Below are 21,868 nucleotides of genomic sequence, written 5' to 3'. Positions count from 1 at the left end.
CGCGTGGGTTCCGGACGTCACGACCACTAAGGTAGCGCGGGACCCGTGGGCCGACCCACGGCAGTGGACGAACGAGGAGCGACGCGTGTCGAAGTCGAAGCCGAACAGCAACCTGGTCGATCCCACCGCGGGGCCCCGGTTCTCGGTGCGGTTCCTGGTGTCGCTCGCGGCCATGGTGGCGGGCATCGCCTGGATGGCCTACTACTACCTCGCCGTGCGCGCGGAGACCGGCGACCCCGGCTCCCCCGCGTTCATGGCCGACCTCGGCAACTGGAACTACCTGATCGGCTTCGGAGCCATCTTCGTCGGGCTGATCCTGGCCGCGCATCCCTCCACGCCGCTGGGCCGTGGCAACGGCGTCGTGGTCGGCATGCTCAGCTGCTTCCTGATCGGTCTGGTCTGGATCTGCCTGTTCTACATCTTCAGCAACGACCTCTCCGGGATCCCCGTCTTCAACGACCTGGGCCAGAAGAACCTCTTCGTCGGCATCGGCTTCATGGCCGTGGGCTTCGCCTACGCGACCAAGTGGGAGTAGCCCACCCCCCTCGTCTCCCGGACGGCCCGTCGCTCGCTGAGCGGCGGGCCGTCCGCCATTTCCGGCCCTGCGCCTGTGCACAGAGAAAGTTATGCACCGCGGTGGAGAACCCTGTGGAGAACTACACGCGTGTAGTTATCCACATGTGATTGCACAGGTGTGGACAGATTTCCCCAGCCCCGGATCGGGCCACCCCCGTCCGGCCAGCGGGTTCACGATGTTGTCCACAGCTGGGGACAGACCTGGGTACGACGGACCCACAGGCCAGCCCTCTTTCCGACCCTCCTGTGGACAACACCCGCCCCACCCGCCCCACGCGCCTCGCCGAGTCGGGGCGTGTGGTTGCCCGAGTCGGCGCGTATGGCGACGCGGCCAGGGTCGGCGGCTGCCGGTCGAGCGGCAGCTTCACGGCCTTCGGGTCGGCGGATGCCTCGAGGAGACACCGAGAACGCCTTCCAGCGCGCTGCAGGAGCCGACGGGACCGTGCTGGTGCGTGCCCACGTCCCGGGGCGACCAAGCGGCCCGCGGCCCTCTACCCCGAGCACACAGCGGTCGGCTTCGACCTCGGGGAGTACGCGCCCTGTGCCGCGACTGGGGATCCCGGGCCGACCGGTACCGCGCCTCCAAGAGCGCTCTCGCGTTCGGGCCGGGCGGCCGTCAGGCGCAGCGCGCCTACCACGATGCAGTCCGGGACCTCGTCGTCCCTGCGATGGGCATTCGCGGCGGCCGACGGGGACGGCGCGGCAGCGTACGCACGCGTGCGCGCGCAGCTGGCGCCGTTGCGGCCCTGAGCCGCGCTCGTACGCCGGCTCCCGCCACCGGCGCCGACTCGCGGGCAGGGGTCAGGCGAGCTGGACGACGCGGGCCGTGGTGAGGGCGGCGATGAGGACGGTGACGGCGGCGAGGCCGGCCACCTGGACGCGGGTGCGGGAGGGGCCGCGGGGGGCATAGACGAGCACCGCCGCGACGGCGGCCCCGACGAGGAATCCGCCGAGGTGGCCCTGCCAGGAGACCCTCGGCATGATGAGCGTGATCGCGACGTTGATGCCGATCCACAGCATCAGCTGGGACGCGTCGCCGCCGACCTTGCGGATCACGATCAGCAGCGCGCCCATCAGGCCGTAGACGGCCCCGGAGGCGCCGAGGACCGCGCCGTACTCCGCGCCGAGCCACATGACCGCGGCCGAGCCGCCGAGGGCGCTGAGCAGGTAGAGGGCGAGGAAGCGCCAGCGGCCCAGCAGCGACTCCAGCTGCGGGCCGAGCACATAGAGCGCGAGCATGTTGAAGCCGATGTGCCACAGCTGCTGATGCGTGAACGCACTGGTCAGCAGCTGCCACGGCGCGCCGGAGGCGACCCCGGGGAGCCACTCGCCGCTGGCCTGGCTGCAGACCGACCGGCTGACGTCGAAGCCGCCGCGGCCCTCGATCAAGCACAGCCCCTTGGGGCGCAGCATCAGCCAGTCGAGCAGCCGGCTGTTGCCCCAGCCGGTGACGATGATCGCGGCGTAGACCGCGAGGTTGATGCCGATCAGGGTGAGCGAGACGACCCCGGGCCGCCCCGGGCGTACGCCGCCGTACGTCGTGCGTGCCTGGCGTGTGGTGCGCGCGCCCTCGGCGACGCACTCGGGGCAGTGGAAACCCACGGCCGCGTCGCGCATGCAGTCCGGGCAGATCGGACGCCCGCAGCGCTGACAGCGGATGTGCGACTCCCGGCCGGGGTGCCGATAGCAGACAGGCACCCCGGCCTGGGGAGTCGTCGGGTCGCTCATGTGCGGATCTGCGAGGCCTCAGGCCTCGACGATCTCGACCTTCTCGAAGACGACCGGCTCGACCGGACGGTCGCCGGGGCCGGTCTTCGTGGTCGCGATCGCGTCGACGACATCGCGCGAGGCCTGGTCGGCCACCTCGCCGAAGATCGTGTGCTTGAAGTTCAGCCACGGGGTCGCGCCCACGGTGATGAAGAACTGCGAGCCGTTGGTGCCCGGGCCGGCGTTGGCCATCGCGAGCAGGTAGGGCTTGTCGAAGGTGAGCTCGGGGTGCGGCTCGTCCTTGAAGGTGTAGCCCGGGCCGCCGGTGCCGGTGCCGAGCGGGCACCCGCCCTGGATCATGAACCCGTCGATGACGCGGTGGAAGCCGAGGCCGTCGTAGAACGGGCCGCTGCGGCCGTTGCCGGCGTCGTACTTCTTCTCGCCGGTCGCGAGACCCACGAAGTTGGCGACCGTCTCAGGTGCGTGGTCGGGGAAGAGGTTCAGGACGATGTCGCCCCGGTTGGTCTTCAGGATGGCCTGCTGCTGCGCCATGGCTGCCCTTCTGATGTTGCCGTATCGATGGATGGGCCGACGCGTTGCTTCAGTACGCCGGCTGGGTACTACTGCCACGAACGGCTCACGTCGCTCGTCGCGCCGTCGATCCTTGCACGCCCACCCAGCGCTCGACCCGGAAGGTCGATCTGGACAGGCCGTTTGCGCGACGTGGTCGAATGACAGGACCGAACGAGAGGAAGTGACGCGATGCGTCTCCGCAAGAAGAAGTCCCTTCTCGAGCAGGCGAGCGAGAGCGTGGAGTCCTACGTCGGGGTGGTGCGTCCGCAGGTCGAGCAGGCCGTCGCCCAGGCACGCGAGGCAGTGCAGGAGTTCGTCGACGACACCGCGCGCCCCACCCTGATCGAGGTTCGTGCGAAGGCAGGCCCCGCGCTCGCCGACGCCCGCGAGAAGGCGATGGCGCAGGCCGTCGAGGCACGCGAGAAGGCCGGGCCCGTGCTCGCCGACGCGCGCGCCAAGGCCGCACCGATGATCGCCACGGGCGTCGCGCTGGCCGGGGAGAAGGCCGCCGCGGCCAAGAGCGCCGCGGACGCCAAGATCGCGGAGTTCAACACCCCCGAGCCGCCCCCGAAGAAGAAGGGCGGCAAGCTGCGCAAGGTCGCGCTGGTGGCGCTCGTCGCGGGTGCCGCCGGCGTGGTGGCCAAGAAGCTCCGGGGCGGGAGCGAGGACAACTGGCAGTCCTCCTACGTCCCGGCCCCGCCGCCCGCGGGCCCGACGTCCCCGAAGGCGCCCGGTGCGCCGAAGGTGACCTCGGAGGACGACCCGGCCGGTGCCTCGCCCGACGAGGCGCTCGCCGACCAGGCCGAGACGCCGCACGCGCCGACCACGCCGGACGCCCCCGCCGAGGTCGTCGACCTCGACGAGCAGCGCCGCTCCTGACCCACCGGACCGGTCGGAGGGCTCGCCCGCTCACTGCGGGCGCAGCTCCTCCGGCCGGTTCTGCTCGATCCAGGCATCGATGCGCTCCCACCAGCCGTAGAGCCAGTCGATGCGCTCCTCGCGCCCCTCGGGGATCTCCTCGCGCGGCACCTGCCACCAGCGCATCACGATCTGCTTGTCCATCGGCAGCTCGCGCCACAGGTCGCCCACGGTCAGCAGGTGGTCCAGCCCGGTGTGCGCCACGAGCACGACGTCGGCCTCCGGCGCCGCGTCCAGCGCGGCGAGGAACCCGCCGGGCCGGGGCGCCAGCACGTGCGTCATCGACTCCGCGCGCTGCGCCATCCGGTGCATGCCCAGCCGGTGCAGCCGCGCGATCGCCCGGTCGCGGCGCTGCGGGGTGAAGTTGCCGCCCTCGGGGAAGATCACGAACGCGTCGTTCTCGTCGAGCCCGCTCGCCAGCGAGGCGATCTGCGCATCCAGGTCCTCCCCCGCTCCCGGGTTCGGGGAGATGAACCGCGCGGGCACCCGCCGCAGCACCACGTCGATCATCGGGTCCCAGGCCAGGGTGTCCTTGAGGACCACCCGCGGCTCGCGGGAGTACCAGTGCATCAGCGCATGGATCAGCGTGAAGGAGTCCCCCGGCCCGGCGTGGCGGCAGCACACGAGGATGGGTACGCCGGGGTGCGCGGCAGGCGTCGGCCCGTCGGTCACGATCCGCAGCCGCAGCACCCGACGGGCCTCGGTGAAGAAGACCCACATCACGCCCTGGATCAGGTCGTAGTGCACGCCCTCCCAGTACGCCGTGCGCAGCCGCGCGCCGCATCCCGAGGCCACCCAGAAGCCCAGCATCACCAGCAGCAGCAGGCTCTCGATGCTCAGGTAGAGCAGCGCGATCCAGGCCAGCCGCAGCGCGCGCCAGTGGCCGGGCAGCAGCGGCGAGAGCGCGACCGTGACGACCAGCCAGACCGGGGCGGCCACCCACAGCAGGACGGTCAGCGCGATCACCGCAGGGGCGAGGACCCAGCGCCGCAGCAGCCAGGTGCCCACCGAGCGGGCCGTCACGCGAGGCCGTCGAGGTAGGCCGCGGAGACCCGGTGGTTCTCCTCGATGCGCTCCTGCACCGTGGAGAAGTCGAAGGCGGAGCGCAGGCTGTCGTCGCGCTCGGAGGTGCCCGCGACCGGCAGCACGTGCGCGACCACCCCGGCGGGCAGCTCGGCCAGCTCGCGGTGGAAGCGGTGGCGCCGCGCGATCTCGAAGGAGACCCGGGCGACGTCCCAGGGCTTGCGCGGCACCGTCAGCGGCCGGTCGACCCGGCCAACCTGGAGCACGAAGATCCGGGTGGCGCCGAGGCGGACCGCCCGCTCGAGCGGGATGGAGTTCACGATCCCGCCGTCGAGGTAGTGCTCCCCACCGACCCGGGCCGGAGGCAGCAGCCCCGGCACCGCCGCGCTCGCCATCACCGCATCGACCACCGGGCCACTGTCGAACCAGTGCTCGGCCGCGCGCTCGATGCTGGAGGCGCACACCTGGAACCGCACCGGCAGCTCGGCGAAGGTGGTGTCGCCGAGCTCCTCGACCAGCCGCTGCTTGAGCGGCTCGGCGGAGTAGACGTGGGTGCCGGTGCTGACCGCGCGCTTCACGGCGTCCAGCGCGCGCCCGCCGTACACCTCCCGGCCGGGGGCGTTGGCGGTGCGCCAGAGCTCGGTGAGCCGGTCGACGACCGCGAGGCTGGGGTCCTGGGCGACGAACGCGCCGTTGAGCGCGCCGATGCTGGTGCCCAGCACCAGGTCCGGGCGCAGGTCACGCTCGAGCAGCGCGCGCAGCATCCCGACCTCGACGGCGCCCAGCACACCCCCGCCCCCGAGGACGTACGCCGTACTCATCGGGGGCTCATCGAGGCGGCTTCGGCGGGTGGTCCGGGCTCAGCCGCGCGGGGCGCCGGCGGCGGCCGCGGCCTGGGCCTCGGCGAGGTCGGCGGCCTCGTCGGCCCGCACCCGCTTCACCGCGCGGTGCTCGGCCCAGAAGCTCAGCACCGGCACCGTGCCGGACAGCAGGGTGACGATCGTGAAGCCGGCCTCCCAGCCCTCCTTGCGCGAGAGGTTGAACGCCGCGATCAGGAAGCCCATGTAGAGCCAGCCGTGCAGCACACCGAGGGTGCCGGTGATCCACTCCCCGGCCTCCTGCGCGGAGCCGCCGGGGGTGACCCAGCTCGGGGTGCTGTCGAACAAGCCCCACATGCCGGTGCCGTCGAAGTTGGCCAGCGGTACGCCGACCAGGCACAGCACGATGAGCAGAACACCGACGATGAGGGCCATCACGCGGTAGGCCACGAGAGAGCGATTCACGAGTCCGACCGTACTCCCGTGGCGGCGGTCTCAGCGGTCCCGGCCGTCGGTGCGCCGCCCGCCGCGGCAGCGCGACGAGCATGCACGCGGGCCACCGCCCGGTGCTCGGCCCAGAAGCTGAGGATCGGCACGGTGCCCGAGAGCAGCGTGACCACGGTGAAGCCGAGCGGCCACCGCTCCCGGCGCGCCAGCGAGATCGCGGTGAGCAGGAAGCCCATGTAGAGCCAGCCGTGCAGCACCCCGAGGTTCGTGGTGATCTCCTCGCCGAACTGCTGCACCGATGACCCAGGGGTGACCAGGCCGGGGGTGCTGTCGAAGAGCCCCCACATGCCGGTGCCGTCGAAGTTGGCCAGCGGTACGCCGACCAGGCACAGCACGACGAGCAGTACGCCGACGACGCTCGCCATCACCCGGTAGAGCAGGAAGCCCAGGTCGGTGCGGGAGTGCCCGGGCGCCCCGGGGGCCGCGGGAGCCACCGGCTCCGCGGCGACGCCGGTGGCCGTGGCGGTGCCGACACCGACAGCCGGGACCACGTCGTTCCCGGCGTCGGGGTCCGGCCCGGCGCCAGCGATGCCGAGGCTCTCGGCGCGCTCCTCGGCCAGCTCGTCGCGGGCCCACCGGAGCCAGATGAAGACGACGAACCCGGCGAAGAGCCACCACTCCAGGGCGTACAGGAAGTTGCGCAGGCCGGTGAAGGCCTCCGACTTCGGCAGCTGGTCGAGCTCCGCGGGCACCAGGCCCGCGGAGCCGTCGTTGGTGGCGCGGTCCCCGGTCGGCCAGTCGCCGGCCGCCACGTCCTCGGGCGCGGCAACGATCGCGTAGCCGCCGTACAGGTCCTGGTCGACGTGCTGCACCAGGTCGGCGAGGCGCACCTGGGGCAGGATGTCGTCGCTGCGGTCGGTGTCCACGTCGTTGGTGCCCTCGCCGGGCTGCAGCCAGCCGACCAGCTCGGCATCCCCGGTCGGCGGCGCGGGCGCGTCGTCGACGTCGGCGGTCCAGCCGCGCACGACCGGCAACGCCGGCGCGTCGGGGTCGGCGCCGATCGCCAGCGGCGTGACGACCCAGTAGCCCGCCTGGCCCTCGGACTCCCGCCCGGAGATGTAGACGGTGCCCTCCGGCACCCAGGTGCCGTCGAGCAGCACCGGCTGGCCGACCTTGTCGCCGGGGAACGGGTCGTCGGGGCCGAACACGTCCTCGAGCGGCACCGGGTCCAGCCGGGTCAGGTCGGCCGCCTCCGCCTCGCGGGTGGCCTGCCAGGACTGGAACTGCCACACCCCGAGCCACACGGTCACGACCAGGGCGAGCAGGGCGAAGAGGTGCGCGCCCCAGGCACGCGGCGCGAGCAGTCTGGACACGACCTTCATGGTACGGAGCGCCCCGCGCCCACTCACGCTCGCGGGCGGCGATCGAGACCGACGCCACTCGGGCGGGCGGCGGGCGGGTTGTTCCTTATCGGCGCAATTGCCGGGATTGATACCTGTCTGCGGCCCGGGGAGGTGTTTTGCCCAGCAATTGCGCCGAAGACACCGCGCCCTTGGAAGCCCGAGGCCCCGACCCCCAGTTTCTCCGCCCGGAGCCAGTCATGAGCAACGCAGCCAGCCGATCCGATCACTTCGCGGGACGAAGCAACAGGGCAATCAGTACGCGAACACGTGCACACTCAGCACGTCGATCTCCCGACGCGGTTCGCCGAAGAACGCCCCGAGCCGGCGAGCGACAATCTGGAACGGGGCGTTCTCGTGGTGACCCGTCCGCCTTCCAGTTATTGCGCGGCACCAGCAGGAACAGGTGGTGGGCGTCGGGCGCAACATGCGCCTTCCAAAGGTCTTTCAGGTCATGGTTGTTCGTCGTCGTCCCGCCACGCTCGACCTCTGCGATGACCCCGCGCCCCTCTTCCAGCTCGAAGAAGAAGTCGGGCCGAGCGTGGGTCACGAGACCGCTCTGCGGAGTGAGCACAACCTCCTCGCCAAACCCGAGGTCCCCGCAGAGCAGCTTGGCGAAGTGATCCTGGATGGCCCTGCTCGGCGCACCATGCACATGGAGCAGCGCGATCTCCTCCTTGATCGCCACGACATGGGCAAGGAGCTTCTCGGCAAGGCTGTCGACGGCGGCCAACTCGACGGCCTGTTCGGGCGAGATACTCGCCTTCACGTGCCGCGCGTAGCCGTCCATCCGGCGCAGCTTCGCACCTTCGAGCTGGAGAAGCTACTCCCCCGGGTCGAGTTCGCTCGCCCACCGGCACCCTCAGGACCGACGCCACGCCGGAGGAATCGACGGGAAATGAAGAAAGACCCGAGGTGGAGCCCTCGGGTCTTTCAGTGGAGCCTAGGGGACTCGAACCCCTAACCCCCTGCTTGCAAAGCAGGTGCGCTACCAATTGCGCCAAGGCCCCCGGTGGATATGGCTACCGGAGCGAGCTCAGACCCGGTCGGCGGGACGGGCGCCGGTGACCGAGTCGGTCGCCTCGGCCCAGAGCGCCTGCTCGGCGCGGCCGGCGTCGACCTTGCGCTTCACGGCCACGGCCCCCAGGGCGGCGAGCGCCACCAGGATGATCTTCTTCATCATGCCTCCCGGCGCTTCGCGGACGTGGGTGGTGCTGGTGGTGCAGATGGAACTGGTGGGCCTAACAGGACTTGAACCTGTGACCTCTTCCTTATCAGGGAAGCGCTCTAACCGTCTGAGCTATAGGCCCGCAACCGGACAAGCCGGCCGCGGTCGCACGGGGCAACCGAGGGGAGACGTTACCCCACCCGCGCGGGGGCGGACAAAACGAGGTCCGCTCCCGCGCGCGGGATGTGGCGCAGGACTCAGTTGTCCTCGGCCAGGGTGACCTCGACGCCGCCGAGCAGCGCCGCCGCCATGTTGTAGAGGAACGCACCGAGGGTCGCGATCGCGGTCAGCAGTACGACGTCGACCACGGCCACCAGGGTCGTGAAGCCGAGCACGCGCGCGGTGCCGACGTAGTTCTCGATGTTGAACTCCTCGGCCTGCTCGCCGCCCACGATGTCGCGCACTGAGGAGTTGATGGAGTCCCAGACGCCGGCGGCGCCCAGCACCGACCACACCATGAGCACCGACACGATCGTCACCACGCCGAAGGCGATGGCGAGCAGGAACGCCGTCTTCATCACCGACCACGGGTCGATGCGCGTCAACCGCAGCCGCGCCCGCCGCGGCGGGCGGTTCGAGGCGGCCGGAGCCGCAGCCGGAACGTCCGCGTCGGCGCTGGCACGCTGCTCGTCGGCCGCGCCGGACAGCTTGGCCTGGATCCGCTCGCCGAACCCGGGACGCACCGCGGTCTTCTCGGTGTCGTTCTCCGGGGCCTTCTCGGCGGACTTCTCGGCCGCCGTCTCAGCTGCCGGGGCCTCGCCCTTCGGTGCCTTCGGGGCACCCTTCGGTGCCCCCTGGGGGGCGCCCTCGGGCTTCGCGCCCTGCGTCGGCGGTCCGGCGTCGTTCCCCTGAGCGGGGAGGCGGGTCGAGGTGCTCTCGACGGAACGGTCGGGCATCAGTCCTCATCCCCGGGGTCCACATCACCCTCGTCGGTGTCGGTCTCCACGATTGTTGCACTGCCGTCCTCATCGGATGAAGCGCTGTCCGCGGCCTCCCCGGGCCCGCTGCCCGGCTCGGTCTCCTCGGCCTCCTGGTCGGCCTTGGCCTCGATCGACCGGGCCACGACCTTGACCGAGTCACCGGACTTGGGCGACACGAACTTCACGCCCTGCGTCGAGCGACCGGTCGGGCGGAAGTCCTCGTTGATCGGGCTGCGCACGACCTGGCCGCTCTCGGTGATCGAGAGGACCTCGTCGCCGTCCTCGACGATGAAGGCGCCGACCAGGTGGCCGCGGGCCTCGTTGCCCAGGGCCATCGCCTTGATGCCCAGTCCGCCGCGGGACTGCAGGCGGTAGTCGCTGATGCGGGTGCGCTTGGCGAAGCCGCCGTCGGTGATGGTGAAGACGTACTGCGCCTTCACCTCCTCGACCTGCTCGCTGGTCGCCTCGACACCGGCGGAGTCCTCGCCGCGCTCGGAGAGCCCGGCGGCCTCCTCGGCCGCGACCTGCACCGCACGGATCACCGACAGCGACAGCAGCGAGTCGCCGTCGCGGAACTTCATGCCGCTCACACCGGAGGTGGCGCGGCCCATCGGGCGCAGCTGGTTGTCGTCGGCGCGGAACCGGATCGCCTGGCCCTTGCGGGACACCAGCAGGATGTCGTCCTCGGAGTTGACCAGCTCGGCGCCGATCAGCTCGTCGTCCTCCTCGCGGAAGTTGATCGCGATGACGCCGGCCTGGCGGGGGCTGTTGTAGTCCCCGAGGCGGGTCTTCTTGACCAGGCCGTTGCGCGTGGCCAGCACGAGGTACGGCGCCTGCTCGTAGTCGCGGATCGCGAGCACCTGGGCGATGTGCTCGTCGGGCTGGAAGGAGAGCAGCCCGGCGACGTGACCGCCCTTGGCGTCGCGCAGCGCCTCGGGGAGGTTGTAGGCCTTGGTGCGGTAGACCCGGCCGGCGGTGGTGAAGAACAGCAGCCAGTGGTGATTGGTGGTCGCGATGAAGTGCTCGACCACGTCGTCGCCGCGCAGGGTCGCGCCGCGCACGCCCTTGCCGCCGCGCTTCTGGGTGCGGTACTGGTCGGCGCGGGTGCGCTTGGCGTAGCCGCCGCGGGTGATCGTCACGACGAGGTCCTCGTCGGGGATCAGGTCCTCCATCGACATGTCGCCGGAGGCCGCGATGATCTGGGTACGGCGGTCGTTGCCGTACTTCTCCACGATCTCGGCGAGCTCGTCGGCGATGATCTGACGCTGACGGGTGACGTTGGCCAGGATGTCGCGGTAGTCGGCGATCTCGATCTCGATCGCGGCGAGCTGGTCGATGATCTTCTGACGCTCCAGCGCGGCCAGGCGGCGCAGCTGCATGTCGAGGATCGCGTTGGCCTGGAGCTCGTCGATGTCCAGCAGCGCGATCAGGCCCTGGCGGGCGTCGTCGACCTCGGGGGAGCGGCGGATGAGCGCGATGACCTCGTCGAGCATGTCGAGGGCCTTGACCAGGCCGCGCAGGATGTGGGCGCGCGCCTCGGCCTCGCGGAGCAGGAACTCCGTGCGCCGGCGGATGACCTCGATCTGGTGGGTGACCCAGTTGCTGATGAACTGGTCGATCGAGAGGGTGCGCGGCACGCCGTCGACCAGCGCCAGCATGTTGGCACTGAAGTTGGTCTGCAGCTCGGTGTGCTTGAGCAGGTTGTTGAGCACCACGCGGGCCACCGCGTCGCGCTTGAGCACGACGACGAGGCGCTGGCCGGTGCGGTCGGAGGTGTCGTCGCGGACGTCGGCGATGCCCTGCACGCGCCCGGAGTCGGCGAGCTCGGCGATCTTGAGCGCGAGGTTGTCGGGGTTCACCATGTAGGGCAGCTCGGTGATCACCAGGCAGGTGCGGCCCTTGGCGTCCTCGTCGACCTCGATCACCGCTCGCTGGGTGACCGAGCCGCGACCGGTGCGGTAGGCCTGCTCGATGCCCTGGGTGCCGACGATCAGCGCACCGTTGGGGAAGTCGGGGCCCTTGATCCGCTCGATCAGCGCGTCCTGGAGCTCCTCGCGGGTGGCGTCGGGGTGCTCCAGCGCCCAGCGGGCGCCCTCGGCGACCTCGCGCAGGTTGTGCGGCGGGATGTTGGTGGCCATGCCGACCGCGATGCCGGCCGAGCCGTTGACCAGCAGGTTCGGGATCCGCGCGGGCAGGACCGTCGGCTCCTGCGAGCGACCGTCGTAGTTCGGCTGGAAGTCGACGGTCTCCTTCTCGATGTCGCGGACCATCTCCAGCGCCAGCGGCGCCATCCGGCACTCGGTGTACCGCATGGCGGCGGCGGAGTCGTTGCCCGGCGAGCCGAAGTTTCCCTGGCCCTGGATCATCGGCGCGCGCATCACCCACGGCTGCGCGAGGCGGACCAGGGTGTCGTAGATCGCGGTGTCGCCGTGCGGGTGGTACTGACCCATGACGTCACCGACGACGCGGCTGCACTTGGAGAAGCCGCGGTCGGGGCGGTAGCCCCCGTCGTACATCGCGTAGAGCACGCGGCGGTGCACCGGCTTCAGACCGTCGCGTACGTCGGGCAGCGCGCGCCCGACGATGACCGCCATCGCGTAGTCGATGTAGGCGCGCTGCATGGAGGTCTTCAGCTCGACGGGCTCGATCCGGCCGCCGGGCGGGATCGGGGGAGTGCCGCCGGAGGTGGGTGTCTCGGTCACGATGGGTCTCTCTGGTCGTGTCTACGGGAATCTAGTTCTGGCGCTAGAGAGCTAGATATCGAGGAAGCGGACGTCCTTGGCGTTGCGCTGGATGAACGAGCGGCGCTGCTCGACGTCCTCGCCCATCAGGATCGAGAAGATCTCGTCGGCCTGCGCGGCGTCCTCGAGCGTCACCTGCAGCATCAGCCGCTGGTCGGGGTCCATCGTGGTCTCCCACAGCTCCTTGGCGTTCATCTCACCCAGACCCTTGTAGCGCTGGACCGGGTTCTCCTTGGGCAGCTTCTTGCCCGCGGCGATGCCGGCGGCCATCAGCGCGTCGCGCTCGGCGTCGGAGTAGACGAACTCGTGCTCGTGCGGCTTGTTCCAGCGCAGCCGGTACAGCGGCGGCTGGGCCATGTAGACGTGGCCGTGGTCGATCAGCGGCTTCATGAAGCGGAACAGCAGCGTCAGCAGCAGGGTGTTGATGTGGTGGCCGTCGACGTCGGCGTCGGCCATAAGCACGACCTTGTGGTAGCGCAGCTTGTCGATGTCGAAGTCCTCCTGGATGCCGGTGCCCATCGCGGAGACGATGGACTGCACCTCCTGGTTGCCCAGGATCCGATCCAGGCGGGCCTTCTCGACGTTGAGGATCTTTCCGCGGATCGGCAGGATCGCCTGGATCCGCGGGTCGCGGCCCTGACGGGCCGAGCCGCCGGCGGAGTCACCCTCGACGATGAAGACCTCGCACTCGGCGGGGTTGGTCGACTGGCAGTCCGACAGCTTGCCGGGCAGGCCGCCGCCGCCGAGGATGCCCTTGCGGTTGCGCGCCAGGTCACGGGCCTTGCGGGCCGCGATCCGCGCCGACGCCGCGGCCTGGGCCTTGCGGACGATGTCCTTGCCCTCGGCGGGGTTCTGCTCCAGCCAGGCGCCGAACTGGTCGTTCATCAGGCGCTGGACGAAGCCCTTGGCCTCGGTGTTGCCGAGCTTGGTCTTGGTCTGGCCCTCGAACTGCGGCTCGCCGAGCTTGACCGAGATGATCGCGGTCAGGCCCTCGCGGATGTCGTCGCCCTTGACCCGGTCCTCGGGCTTCTTGATCAGCCCCCACTCCTCACCCCAGACGTTGACCAGGGAGGTGAGCGCCGCGCGGAAGCCCTCCTCGTGGGTGCCGCCCTCGTGGGTGTTGATGGTGTTGGCGAAGGTGTGGACCGACTCGGTGAAGCTGGTGTTCCACTGCATCGCCACTTCGAGGCTCATGTGGTTCTCGACCGACGCGGGCGTCTCGGCCTCGAAGGAGATGACGGTCGGGTTGGCCTTGTCCTTGCGCTTGTTGAGGTGCTCGACGTAGTCGACCAGGCCGCGGTCGTAGCGGAAGACCTGCTCGAGGCCACCGGTCTGGGCGCGGTGGATGACCGCGCCGTCGTCGGACTCGGCGCCCTCGGCGGCGTCCGCCACCGCGTCGCCCTCGACCGCGTCGACGACCTCCTCGGCCGCGGCACGCTCGTCGCGCACCACGATCTCGAGGCCCTTGTTGAGGAAGGCCATCTCGCGCACGCGGTTGGTGATGGTCTCCAGCGAGTACGTCGTGGTCTCGAAGATCTCCTCCGAGGCCCAGTAGGTCACCGTGGTGCCGGTGCCCTCGCCCTCCTCGAGCGGGCGGACCTGCTCGAGCGGGCCGTCGGGCTCACCGATGGTGAAGGACTGGCGCCACAGGTGGCCGCGGTTCTTGACCTCGACGATCAGGTGGCTCGACAGCGCGTTGACGACCGAGACGCCCACGCCGTGCAGACCGCCGGAGACCTTGTAGCCGCCGCCGCCGAACTTGCCGCCGGCGTGCAGCATGGTGAGGGCCATCGTGACGGCCGGCATGTCCTGGCCGGGCGCGGTGTCGGTCGGGATGCCGCGACCGTTGTCCTCGACGCTGATCGCGCCGTCCTCGCGCAGGGTCAGCACGATCCGGTCGCAGTGGCCGGCGAGCGCCTCGTCGACCGCGTTGTCGATGATCTCCCAGATCAGGTGGTGCAGGCCGCGCTCGCCGGTGGAGCCGATGTACATGCCCGGGCGCTTGCGCACCGCCTCGAGGCCCTCGAGCACCTGGATCGCCGAGGCGTCGTACTCGGTGTCGACGGCGGTGCTGCGCAGGCCCGTGACCTCCGGGTTCGCGTCCTCGGTGGTCTCGGCTGCGGGGGAGTTGCTGGTCTCGGGGGTCGATCCGGACCCCTGCTCGACGACGTTCTCCCCTGGCATGGCCACCTCTTCCTGGAAACGCGGGCGCGACCCGGCGAACGCCGGGCCGACATGGGTCGGGTCGCGCAGAGGCGACCCGACGACCATCCTACCCGCCAGAAGCCTCGGAAACACGGACCGGGCCGCGCCCTGGGGGTCGTCTGGACCCCTCGGATGCCCCTGGGCGGTCCGCAAACGGGCCGGCAAGCGCCGAACAGGGGGTCAGACAGGGAGAGGTATGTCCGCCAGGGCCCCCACGCGGCGCGACCCCCGCGACGTGGATCAGCCGTAGGTGTCGCGCGGGCCTCGCCCGTCGCGGGACGACAGCCGACCCTTCTTCCAGGTCGGCAGGTGCGGTCCGAGCACCTCGATGATGCTCACGGTGCCGTGCCCCAGCTCCTCGTTGAGGCGCTTCACCAGGCTCGGGGCGAGCAGCCGCAGCTGGGTCGCCCAGGCGGTGGAGTCGGTGCGGACCACGAGCTTGCCGTCGGCGAACGACTCCGGCTGGCAGTGCTGGCCGATCTCCGCGCCGACCAGCTGCTCCCAGCGACCGAAGACCCCCTGCATGCGCAGGTCGAGCTCCCAGCCACGGTCGCCGACCAGCCGGCTCAGCGTGGTGTCGAGCAGCTGGGGGTCGCGGTCGTCGGGGTGCGAGCCGCTCACCCGCCCGGGGGCGCGGAACTTCGAGCGCGGACGACGCCGCGCGGCCGGCGAGCTCGACGCGGTGGACCGGGTCAGCGAGCGGGCCAGGTCGAGCCCGTCGTCGCGGCGTTCCGGCTCCGCCTCGGGCTCCGGCAGCAGTCCGCCCGTCCCCGGGGCCGGCAGCTCGGGGCCGTCGCCCCCGGCCTCACGAGTCACGACGCACCTCGCCGCCGGCCACGGCGTACCGCACCCCGGCGAGCGCGGGCGGCACGTCCTCGGGGACCGCCGCGGTGACCAGCACCTGCTCGGCGCCGGCGACCAGGCCGGCGAGCTGCTCGCGGCGCTCGGTGTCGAGCTCGGCGAAGACGTCGTCGAGGATCAGGATCGGGTCGTCGCCCTCGGAGCGCAGCAGGTCGTAGGAGGCCAGGCGCAGCGCGAGCGCGAAGGACCAGGACTCCCCGTGCGAGGCGTAGCCCTTCACCGGCAGCCGGCTCTCGTCGGGACCGTGGCCGATGCTGAGCAGCAGCTCGTCGCGGTGCGGTCCCACCAGCGAGACCCCGCGGTCGAGCTCATCGCCGCGGCGCCGCTCCACCTCGGCGAGCAGCGCGGCCTCCAGGTCGGCCGGCTCCCGGGCGCCGCCCAGGTCGAGGCTCGGCTTGTAGGTGATGTCGGCGTCGTCGCGGCGCGCGCCGCGGGCGACGGTCTCGTAGGCCTTGCCGACGTACGGCGCGAGGTCCTCCACGACCCGCAGCCGGTGGGCGAGGAGCTCGGCGCCGATGTGGGCGAGGTGGGAGTCCCACACCGACAGCGTCGAGAGCGCCGCCTCCTGCGAGGAGCTGCCGCGCCGGGCCGCGCCGGCGGTCTTGAGCAGCGAGTTGCGCTGGCGCAGCACCCGGTCGTAGTCGGCGCGCACGCCGGCCAGGCGCGGGGCGCGCAGCACCAGCAGGTCGTCGAGGAAGCGTCGCCGGTCCGAGGGGTCGCCCTTGACCAGCACCAGGTCCTCGGGGGAGAAGACCACCGTGCGCACCAGACCGATCAGGTCGCGCGAGCGCGGCAGCGCGGAGCGGTTGACCTTCGCCCGGTTGGCCTTGCCCGGGATCAGCTCGACCTCGAGCACCGCCGTACGACCGTCGCGGACCACCGCCGCCCGCACCACCGCGCGGTCGGCGCCGGCACGCACCAACGGCGCGTCGGAGGCGACGCGGTGCGAGCTGAGCCGCGAGAGGTAGTCGATCGCCTCGACGAGGTTGGTCTTGCCCTGCCCGTTGCGCCCGACGAACGCGGTGACGCCCGGCTCGAGCGGGACCTCGGCGGTCGCGTAGGACCGGAAGTCGTGCAGGGTGAGGTGCGAGACGTACAACGCCGCCTAGCTCTCCACCGGACTGGGGTCGCCGGCCGCGGCTGCGGGCGCGTCGCCTCCGGGCGGCGGCGCGGTGTGCATCGCGTGGCCACCGAACTGGTTGCGCATCGCGGCGACCGCCTTCATGGCGGGGGAGTCGTCCTGGCGCGAGACGAACCGGGCGTAGAGCGCGGCGGTGATCGCGGGGGTCGCGACCGCGTGCTCGATGCCGGCCTCGACGGTCCAGCGACCCTCACCGGAGTCCTCGGCATAGCCGCGGATGCCCTCCAGGTTGGGCTGCTCGTCGAGCGCGGCGACCAGCAGGTCCAGCAGCCAGGACCGGATCACGGTGCCCTCGCGCCAGGAGCGGAAGACCTCGGTGACGTTCTCGACCATGTCGACCTTCTCGAGCAGCTCCCAGCCCTCGGCGTAGGACTGCATGATCGCGTACTCGATGCCGTTGTGGACCATCTTGGAGAAGTGGCCGGCGCCCACCTTGCCGGCGTGCACCGACCCGAACTCGCCCTCCGGGCACAGGGTGTCGAACGCCGGCTGGACCTGGGCGATGTGCTCGAGGTCGCCGCCGTACATCAGGGCGTAGCCGTTCTCCAGGCCCCAGACGCCACCGGAGACACCGCAGTCCACGAAGCCGATGCCCTTCGCGGCGAGCTGCTCGGCGTGCGCGATGTCGTCGGTCCAGCGCGAGTTGCCCCCGTCGACGACCACGTCGCCGGCGTCGAGCAGGTCCCCGAGGTCGGAGATCGTCTGCCGGGTCGGCTCGCCGGCGGGGACCATCACCCAGACCACCCGCGGGGCGGGCAGGGCGGCGACCAGCTTCTCGAGGGAGTCGACGTCGCGGCGCTCGGGGTCGCGGTCGAAGCCCACGACGGTGTGCCCACCGCGACGCAACCGCTCGCGCATGTTGCCGCCCATCTTGCCCAGGCCGATGAGTCCGATCTCCATCACACGTCTCCTCGAGGTCAGGGAGTGGTTGCGGGGTCCTTCGCCCGACCCACGCTAGACCGTGGCGCGTGAGGCGACGGTGTGCGTGGGCTCAGGAGAGCAGCCGGCGCGGCATCAGCAGGTAGCGGAAGGCCGGCGTGCTGCCGTCCTCGCGGGCGCCGCTGATGACGACCGGCTTGGAGGACTGGGTGAAGGCGAGCTCCACGTGCTCCTCGTCGATGGCGGTGAGGCCGTCGAGCAGGAACTGCGGGTTGAAGCCGGTCACGATGTCCTCGCCGTCGATCTGCGCCTCGATCGACTCCGAGGCCTGGGCCTCGTCGCCGGAGCCCGCGTCGAGCGTGACCACGCCGTCGCTGAACTTCAGCTGGACGGCGGTGTTGCGCTCGGCAACGAGCGCCACGCGCTTGACCGACTCGACGAGCTCGGACTTCTTGACCCGGGCGACCGTGAGGTGCTCGCTGGGGAACAGGCTGCGGACCTTGGGGAACTCACCGTCGAGCAGCCGCGTGGTCGTGCGTCGTACGCCGCCGGCCGAGGCGCCCTCGAAGCCGATGATGCCCTCGCCGGTGCCGCTGGCGGCGAGCGCGATGCTCACCTCGCTGCCGGCGGTGAGGGACTTGGCGGTCTCGCCGAGCACCTTTGCCGGCACCAGCGCGGCGAGCGACTCGTCGGGGGTGCGGGGGTCCCAGCCGAGCTCGCGGTGCGAGAGGCGGAAGCGGTCGGTGGCCAGCAGCGAGATCGTCGAGCCCTCGATCTCGATCCGCACGCCGGTCAGCACCGGGAGCATGTCGTCGCGCCCGGCGGCGGTCACGGCCTGGGCGACCGCGTGAGCGAAGACGTCGCTCTGCACGGTGCCGGTCGCGGTCGGCATGTCCGGCAGCGTCGGGTACTCGTCGACCGGCAGCGTCTGGAGGCTGAAGCGCGCAGAGCCGCAGGTCAGCGAGACGCGCGAGCCGTCGATCACCATGTCGACCGGCTTGGCCGGGAGGCTGCGGCAGATGTCGGCGAGCAGCCGGCCGCTCACGAGGGCGCGGCCGTTCTCGGTCACGTCGGCGCGCAGGGTGGCCCGGGCAGAGGTCTCGTAGTCGAACGTCGACAGGACCAGACCCTCGTCGTTGGTCTCGATGAGGAGGCCAGCGAGGACGGGCGCGCTGGGACGCACCGGAAGGCTGCGGGCAGCCCAGGCGACGGCATCGGCGAGCACGTCGCGTTCGACGCGGAACTTCACGGTGGTGGTCCTTCGAGGAGGAGGGCTGCTGGGGAAACGCATCCTGCCACGCCGCGGTCGGCACCGGCAGCGGAGGTGGGTCAGAACTTGTTCTTCACCCGGGACGCCGAGGGGTGGTCTCGACCTGTCGTCCGGGTGGTTGTCCCCAGGTTGGAGCCCGAGTGGAAGTTCACTGGCAATCGATTCATGTAGAGGTAGGTCGGAGTCATAGCGTCGGTGGAAACTGTGGATGAACTACATCTGCGCAGGTCAGCACGCTCAATCCAATCCCACAGGGGGTGTGGAGGAACTCCGGACAGCTCGCGGCCGACTGTGCAGTCGAATGACAACTTCCGCGCCGGGCCGTTGCTTGTCCACACCCTCTCCCGGAAATGACGACGGCGAACCACAGGAAGTGCACAGCCCAGGAGGGTGTGCGGATTCGTGTGGTTCGCCGTCGATGGCGGGGTCGAAATCAGGCGATCGCGAGCTCCACGCTGATGTTCCCGCGGGTCGCGTGGGAGTACGGGCAGACCTGGTGCGCCTGCTCCACGAGCTCGCGGGCCCGCTCCTCCGAGACGGCCGGCAGTGCGACCTCGAGGCGGACGGCCAGCTGGAAGCCGCCGTCGTCGCGCGTGCCGATGCTCACGTCGGCGGCGACCTCGGAGTCGGTGACGTCGGCGCCGGCCCTGCCGGCGACCGCGCGCAGGGCGGAGTGGAAGCACGCGGCGTACCCCGCGGCGAAGAGCTGCTCGGGGTTGGTGCCGCCGCCGGGGCCGCCCATCTCGGGGGGCATCCGGACGTCGTGGTCGAGCATCTGGTCGAGGGACTGGACGTGGCCGTTGCGGCCGTCGCCCGTGGCGACGGCGGTGGCGGTGTAGAGAGGCTTCATGGGCGCAAACCTATTGCGCACAATTGAATTGGACAAGGGCCTAGGATTTGCCACGTGCCCGATCCCGACCTGCCCCAGCTCGACCTGGACGCGCAGCTGTGCTTCCCCCTGTACGCCGCCACACGCGCGCTGACGCGTCGCTACGCCGCGCTGCTGGCCGAGGTGGGGCTGACCTATCCGCAGTACCTCTGCCTGCTGGCGCTGTGGGAGAACGGCCGCGACCGCGATCCGCTGACGGTGTCCGCGCTCGGTCGGCGCCTGCGCCTGGACTCGGGCACGCTGACGCCGGTGCTCAAGCGGCTGGAGGCCACGGGGGTGCTGATCCGGCGACGCGACCCCTCCGATGAGCGACGGGTGCTGGTCGAGGTCAGCGAGTCGGGCTGGGCGCTGCGCGAGCGGGTGGCGGAGGTGCCGGCCCGCCTGGTGGAGGGGCTGACGTTCTCCCTGGAGGAGGCGGCGCAGCTGCAGGGCCTCCTGGGCCGGCTGCTGGAGGACCTCGACGCCGCGCCGGCGCCGAGGTCCCAGTCAGGTCCCCCATCGGGTCCTGGGTCAGATCAGGACTGACGCGCCTGCAGCTTGACGCGGTTGGTGAGCTCGCTGACCTGGTTGAAGACCGCGCGGCGCTCGGCGAGCAGCTGGTTGATCTTGCGGTCGGCGTACATCACCGTCGTGTGGTCGCGGTTGCCGAACTGGGCGCCGATCTTGGGCAGCGACAGGTCGGTGAGCTCGCGGCACAGGTACATCGCGATCTGACGCGCCATCACCAGGTGCCGCCCGCGGCTGGGGCCGGTGATCTCCTCGATGGAGAGCCCGAAGTACGCCGCGGTCTGGGCGATGATCAGCGCCGCGGTGATCTCCGGCTCGCCACCCTCCGGGATCAGGTCCTTCAACACGATCTCGGCCAGGGTCATGTCGACCTCCTGGCGGTTGAGGTTCGCGAACGCCGTGACCCGGATCAGCGCGCCCTCGAGCTCGCGGATGTTGGTCTGGATCTTGGAGGCGATGAACTCCAGCACGTCCGGCGGCGCGGTGAGCCGGTCCATCGCGGCCTTCTTGCGCAGGATCGCGATGCGCGTCTCGAGGTCCGGGGGCTGGACGTCGGTGATCAGGCCCCACTCGAAGCGATTGCGCAGCCGGTCCTCGAGCGCCTCGAGGCGCTTGGGCGGCCGGTCGCTGGTCAGGACGATCTGCTTGTTGGCGTTGTGCAGCGTGTTGAAGGTGTGGAAGAACTCCTCCTGGGTCTGGGTCTTGCCCTCCAGGAACTGGATGTCGTCGATGAGGAGCACGTCGACATCGCGGTAGCGCCGCTTGAACCGGTCCTGCCGGTCGTCGCGGATCGCGTTGATGAACTCGTTGGTGAACTCCTCGCTCGACACGTAGCGCACCTTGGCGCCGGTGTAGAGGGAGCGCACGTAGTGACCGATCGCGTGCAGCAGGTGGGTCTTGCCCAGCCCGGAGTCGCCGTAGACGAGCAGCGGGTTGTACGCCTTGCCCGGCGCCTCGGCGACCGCGACGGCCGCGGCGTGCGGGAACCGGTTCGAGGAGCCGATGACGAACGTCTCGAAGGTGTACTTCGGGTTCAGCCGGGTCTCGAGGGCCGAGGGCTTCGGGCCGGTGGACGGCGGGGGCAGCAGGTGGGTGTCGGCGACCGGCGCCGGCGCCAAGTCACTGACATTTGTCGATTTGTCGACAAGTCGATCCAGCGGTCCGTCGTGCTCGGACCCGGTGCTGGTGACCGGCTCCGCGACGGGCGGCGCCACGGCGGCGGCCTCGCGGCGCTCCTCGTCGAGGGCGGGGTTGACGGTCACGGCGATCCGGATCTCCCGATCGAACGCGACGGTCAGCGCATCCTCGAGCTGTCCGCGCAGCCGGCCCTCGAGCTGGCCGCGGGTGAAGTCGTTGGCGACCGCGATGATCGCGGTGTTGCCGTGCAACGTGACCGGCTCACTGGCGCGCAGCCAGGCACGCTGATTGGGCTGCAGGTCCTCGACCACGCCGTGCCACGCAACATGGAGCTCGGTGGCGTCCTGGTCCACGGGTTCCTGCCCTTCCTTGGGTGTCCTACGTCTCGCCCACCAGCGGGGTCCGCGTCTCCACAACTTTGTCCACAGGCTGTGGACCTCGGTTCGCCACGGGTGGCCAGCCGCACCCTCCGCTGCTTCCGGAGAGTCATTCTGTCGACATCGGTGCTGGTCAGCGGCGTTTTTCTGGACTTGGTGAGTCCCGCCTAGACCGAGTCCACCGCCCTCCGCGACAGGGAAGGGGGCGGGCGTCGGGGGACCGAACGTAACGCCGGGCCGACTGCTGCGGC

At 70.9% G+C, this 21,868-nt stretch carries 20 protein-coding genes and 2 tRNA genes; 3 read left to right on the top strand and 19 right to left on the bottom strand.

Going from position 1 to position 21,868, the window contains the following annotated elements; translation table 11 throughout:
• The first annotated feature begins 85 nt into the window (after positions 1-85).
• Positions 86-535 (top strand): cell division protein CrgA, encoded by a 450-nt coding sequence (locus HBO46_RS00110; RefSeq protein ID WP_224769285.1) that lies wholly within the window; start codon positions 86-88, stop codon positions 533-535.
• Positions 536-1,377: 842 nt separating this feature from the next.
• Here HBO46_RS00110 and HBO46_RS00105 read toward each other — a convergent pair.
• Both HBO46_RS00105 and HBO46_RS00100 read right to left on the bottom strand, forming a co-directional pair.
• A complete protein-coding gene (locus tag HBO46_RS00105; protein ID WP_166135220.1) occupies positions 1,378-2,304 on the bottom strand; it encodes a rhomboid family intramembrane serine protease in 927 nt (308 codons plus the stop codon).
• Between the two features lie 18 nt (positions 2,305-2,322).
• Complete coding sequence (locus HBO46_RS00100; protein WP_153321492.1) at positions 2,323-2,835, bottom strand: peptidylprolyl isomerase; 513 nt, start codon at positions 2,833-2,835, stop codon at positions 2,323-2,325.
• Between the two features lie 210 nt (positions 2,836-3,045).
• Here HBO46_RS00100 and HBO46_RS00095 point away from each other — a divergent pair, with 210 nt between their 5' ends.
• Positions 3,046-3,735 (top strand): hypothetical protein, encoded by a 690-nt coding sequence (locus tag HBO46_RS00095; RefSeq protein WP_166135217.1) that lies wholly within the window; start codon positions 3,046-3,048, stop codon positions 3,733-3,735.
• Between the two features lie 30 nt (positions 3,736-3,765).
• On the opposite strand, the gene HBO46_RS00090 is transcribed toward HBO46_RS00095, so the two are convergent.
• The 16 genes from HBO46_RS00090 to HBO46_RS00015 form a co-directional block, all read right to left on the bottom strand.
• Positions 3,766-4,797, bottom strand: coding sequence for a 1-acyl-sn-glycerol-3-phosphate acyltransferase (locus tag HBO46_RS00090; protein ID WP_224769284.1), 1,032 nt, complete (start codon positions 4,795-4,797; stop codon positions 3,766-3,768).
• Positions 4,794-5,618, bottom strand: coding sequence for a patatin-like phospholipase family protein (locus HBO46_RS00085; RefSeq protein WP_166135214.1), 825 nt, complete (start codon positions 5,616-5,618; stop codon positions 4,794-4,796). The genes HBO46_RS00090 and HBO46_RS00085 overlap by 4 nt, the downstream gene beginning before the upstream one ends.
• Before the next feature lie 39 nt (positions 5,619-5,657).
• Positions 5,658-6,080, bottom strand: a complete 423-nt coding sequence (locus tag HBO46_RS00080) for a DUF3817 domain-containing protein (protein WP_166135211.1) — start codon at positions 6,078-6,080, stop codon at positions 5,658-5,660.
• A complete protein-coding gene (locus HBO46_RS00075; protein ID WP_166135208.1) occupies positions 6,077-7,435 on the bottom strand; it encodes an SURF1 family cytochrome oxidase biogenesis protein in 1,359 nt (452 codons plus the stop codon). Before HBO46_RS00075 ends, HBO46_RS00080 begins: the two co-directional genes overlap by 4 nt.
• A gap of 253 nt (positions 7,436-7,688) precedes the next feature.
• Positions 7,689-8,252, bottom strand: a complete 564-nt coding sequence (locus HBO46_RS00070) for a hypothetical protein (protein WP_166135205.1) — start codon at positions 8,250-8,252, stop codon at positions 7,689-7,691.
• Between the two features lie 147 nt (positions 8,253-8,399).
• A tRNA-Ala gene (locus HBO46_RS00065) sits at positions 8,400-8,472 on the bottom strand.
• Between the two features lie 26 nt (positions 8,473-8,498).
• Entirely contained in the window at positions 8,499-8,642 is a 144-nt protein-coding gene (locus HBO46_RS00060; RefSeq protein ID WP_166132904.1) for a DLW-39 family protein, read from the bottom strand.
• Between the two features lie 53 nt (positions 8,643-8,695).
• Positions 8,696-8,772: transfer RNA gene (locus tag HBO46_RS00055), tRNA-Ile, on the bottom strand.
• A gap of 115 nt (positions 8,773-8,887) precedes the next feature.
• Positions 8,888-9,586: a DUF3566 domain-containing protein gene (locus HBO46_RS00050; RefSeq protein ID WP_166135202.1), complete on the bottom strand. Its 699-nt coding sequence runs from the start codon at positions 9,584-9,586 to the stop codon at positions 8,888-8,890.
• Positions 9,586-12,312, bottom strand: coding sequence for a DNA gyrase subunit A (gene gyrA, locus HBO46_RS00045; protein WP_166135199.1), 2,727 nt, complete (start codon positions 12,310-12,312; stop codon positions 9,586-9,588). Before gyrA ends, HBO46_RS00050 begins: the two co-directional genes overlap by 1 nt.
• A 51-nt stretch (positions 12,313-12,363) precedes the next feature.
• Positions 12,364-14,535, bottom strand: coding sequence for a DNA topoisomerase (ATP-hydrolyzing) subunit B (gyrB, locus tag HBO46_RS00040; RefSeq protein WP_166135196.1), 2,172 nt, complete (start codon positions 14,533-14,535; stop codon positions 12,364-12,366).
• 261 nt (positions 14,536-14,796) lie between these two features.
• Positions 14,797-15,372 (bottom strand): DUF721 domain-containing protein, encoded by a 576-nt coding sequence (locus HBO46_RS00035; RefSeq protein ID WP_224769283.1) that lies wholly within the window; start codon positions 15,370-15,372, stop codon positions 14,797-14,799.
• A complete protein-coding gene (recF, locus tag HBO46_RS00030; RefSeq protein ID WP_166135192.1) occupies positions 15,362-16,516 on the bottom strand; it encodes a DNA replication/repair protein RecF in 1,155 nt (384 codons plus the stop codon). Before recF ends, HBO46_RS00035 begins: the two co-directional genes overlap by 11 nt.
• A gap of 6 nt (positions 16,517-16,522) precedes the next feature.
• A complete protein-coding gene (gene gnd, locus HBO46_RS00025; RefSeq protein ID WP_166135189.1) occupies positions 16,523-17,458 on the bottom strand; it encodes a phosphogluconate dehydrogenase (NAD(+)-dependent, decarboxylating) in 936 nt (311 codons plus the stop codon).
• A gap of 91 nt (positions 17,459-17,549) precedes the next feature.
• Complete coding sequence (dnaN, locus tag HBO46_RS00020) at positions 17,550-18,686, bottom strand: DNA polymerase III subunit beta (protein ID WP_166135186.1); 1,137 nt, start codon at positions 18,684-18,686, stop codon at positions 17,550-17,552.
• A 454-nt stretch (positions 18,687-19,140) separates the two neighbouring features.
• A complete protein-coding gene (locus HBO46_RS00015) occupies positions 19,141-19,557 on the bottom strand; it encodes an organic hydroperoxide resistance protein (RefSeq protein WP_166135183.1) in 417 nt (138 codons plus the stop codon).
• Positions 19,558-19,611: 54 nt separating this feature from the next.
• On the opposite strand from HBO46_RS00015, the gene HBO46_RS00010 reads away from it, so the two are divergent.
• On the top strand, positions 19,612-20,121 hold the full coding sequence (locus HBO46_RS00010; protein WP_224769282.1) for a MarR family winged helix-turn-helix transcriptional regulator: 510 nt from the start codon (positions 19,612-19,614) through the stop codon (positions 20,119-20,121).
• On the opposite strand, the gene dnaA is transcribed toward HBO46_RS00010, so the two are convergent.
• Positions 20,112-21,668: a chromosomal replication initiator protein DnaA gene (gene dnaA, locus HBO46_RS00005; RefSeq protein ID WP_166136252.1), complete on the bottom strand. Its 1,557-nt coding sequence runs from the start codon at positions 21,666-21,668 to the stop codon at positions 20,112-20,114. The two genes, HBO46_RS00010 and dnaA, sit on opposite strands and share 10 nt — an antisense overlap.
• Positions 21,669-21,868 lie beyond the last annotated feature (200 nt).

Origin of the sequence: Nocardioides ochotonae (genome assembly GCF_011420305.2) — a bacterium.
Taxonomy (GTDB): domain Bacteria; phylum Actinomycetota; class Actinomycetes; order Propionibacteriales; family Nocardioidaceae; genus Nocardioides; species Nocardioides ochotonae.
This window is presented reverse-complemented; position numbering and strand designations above follow the sequence as displayed.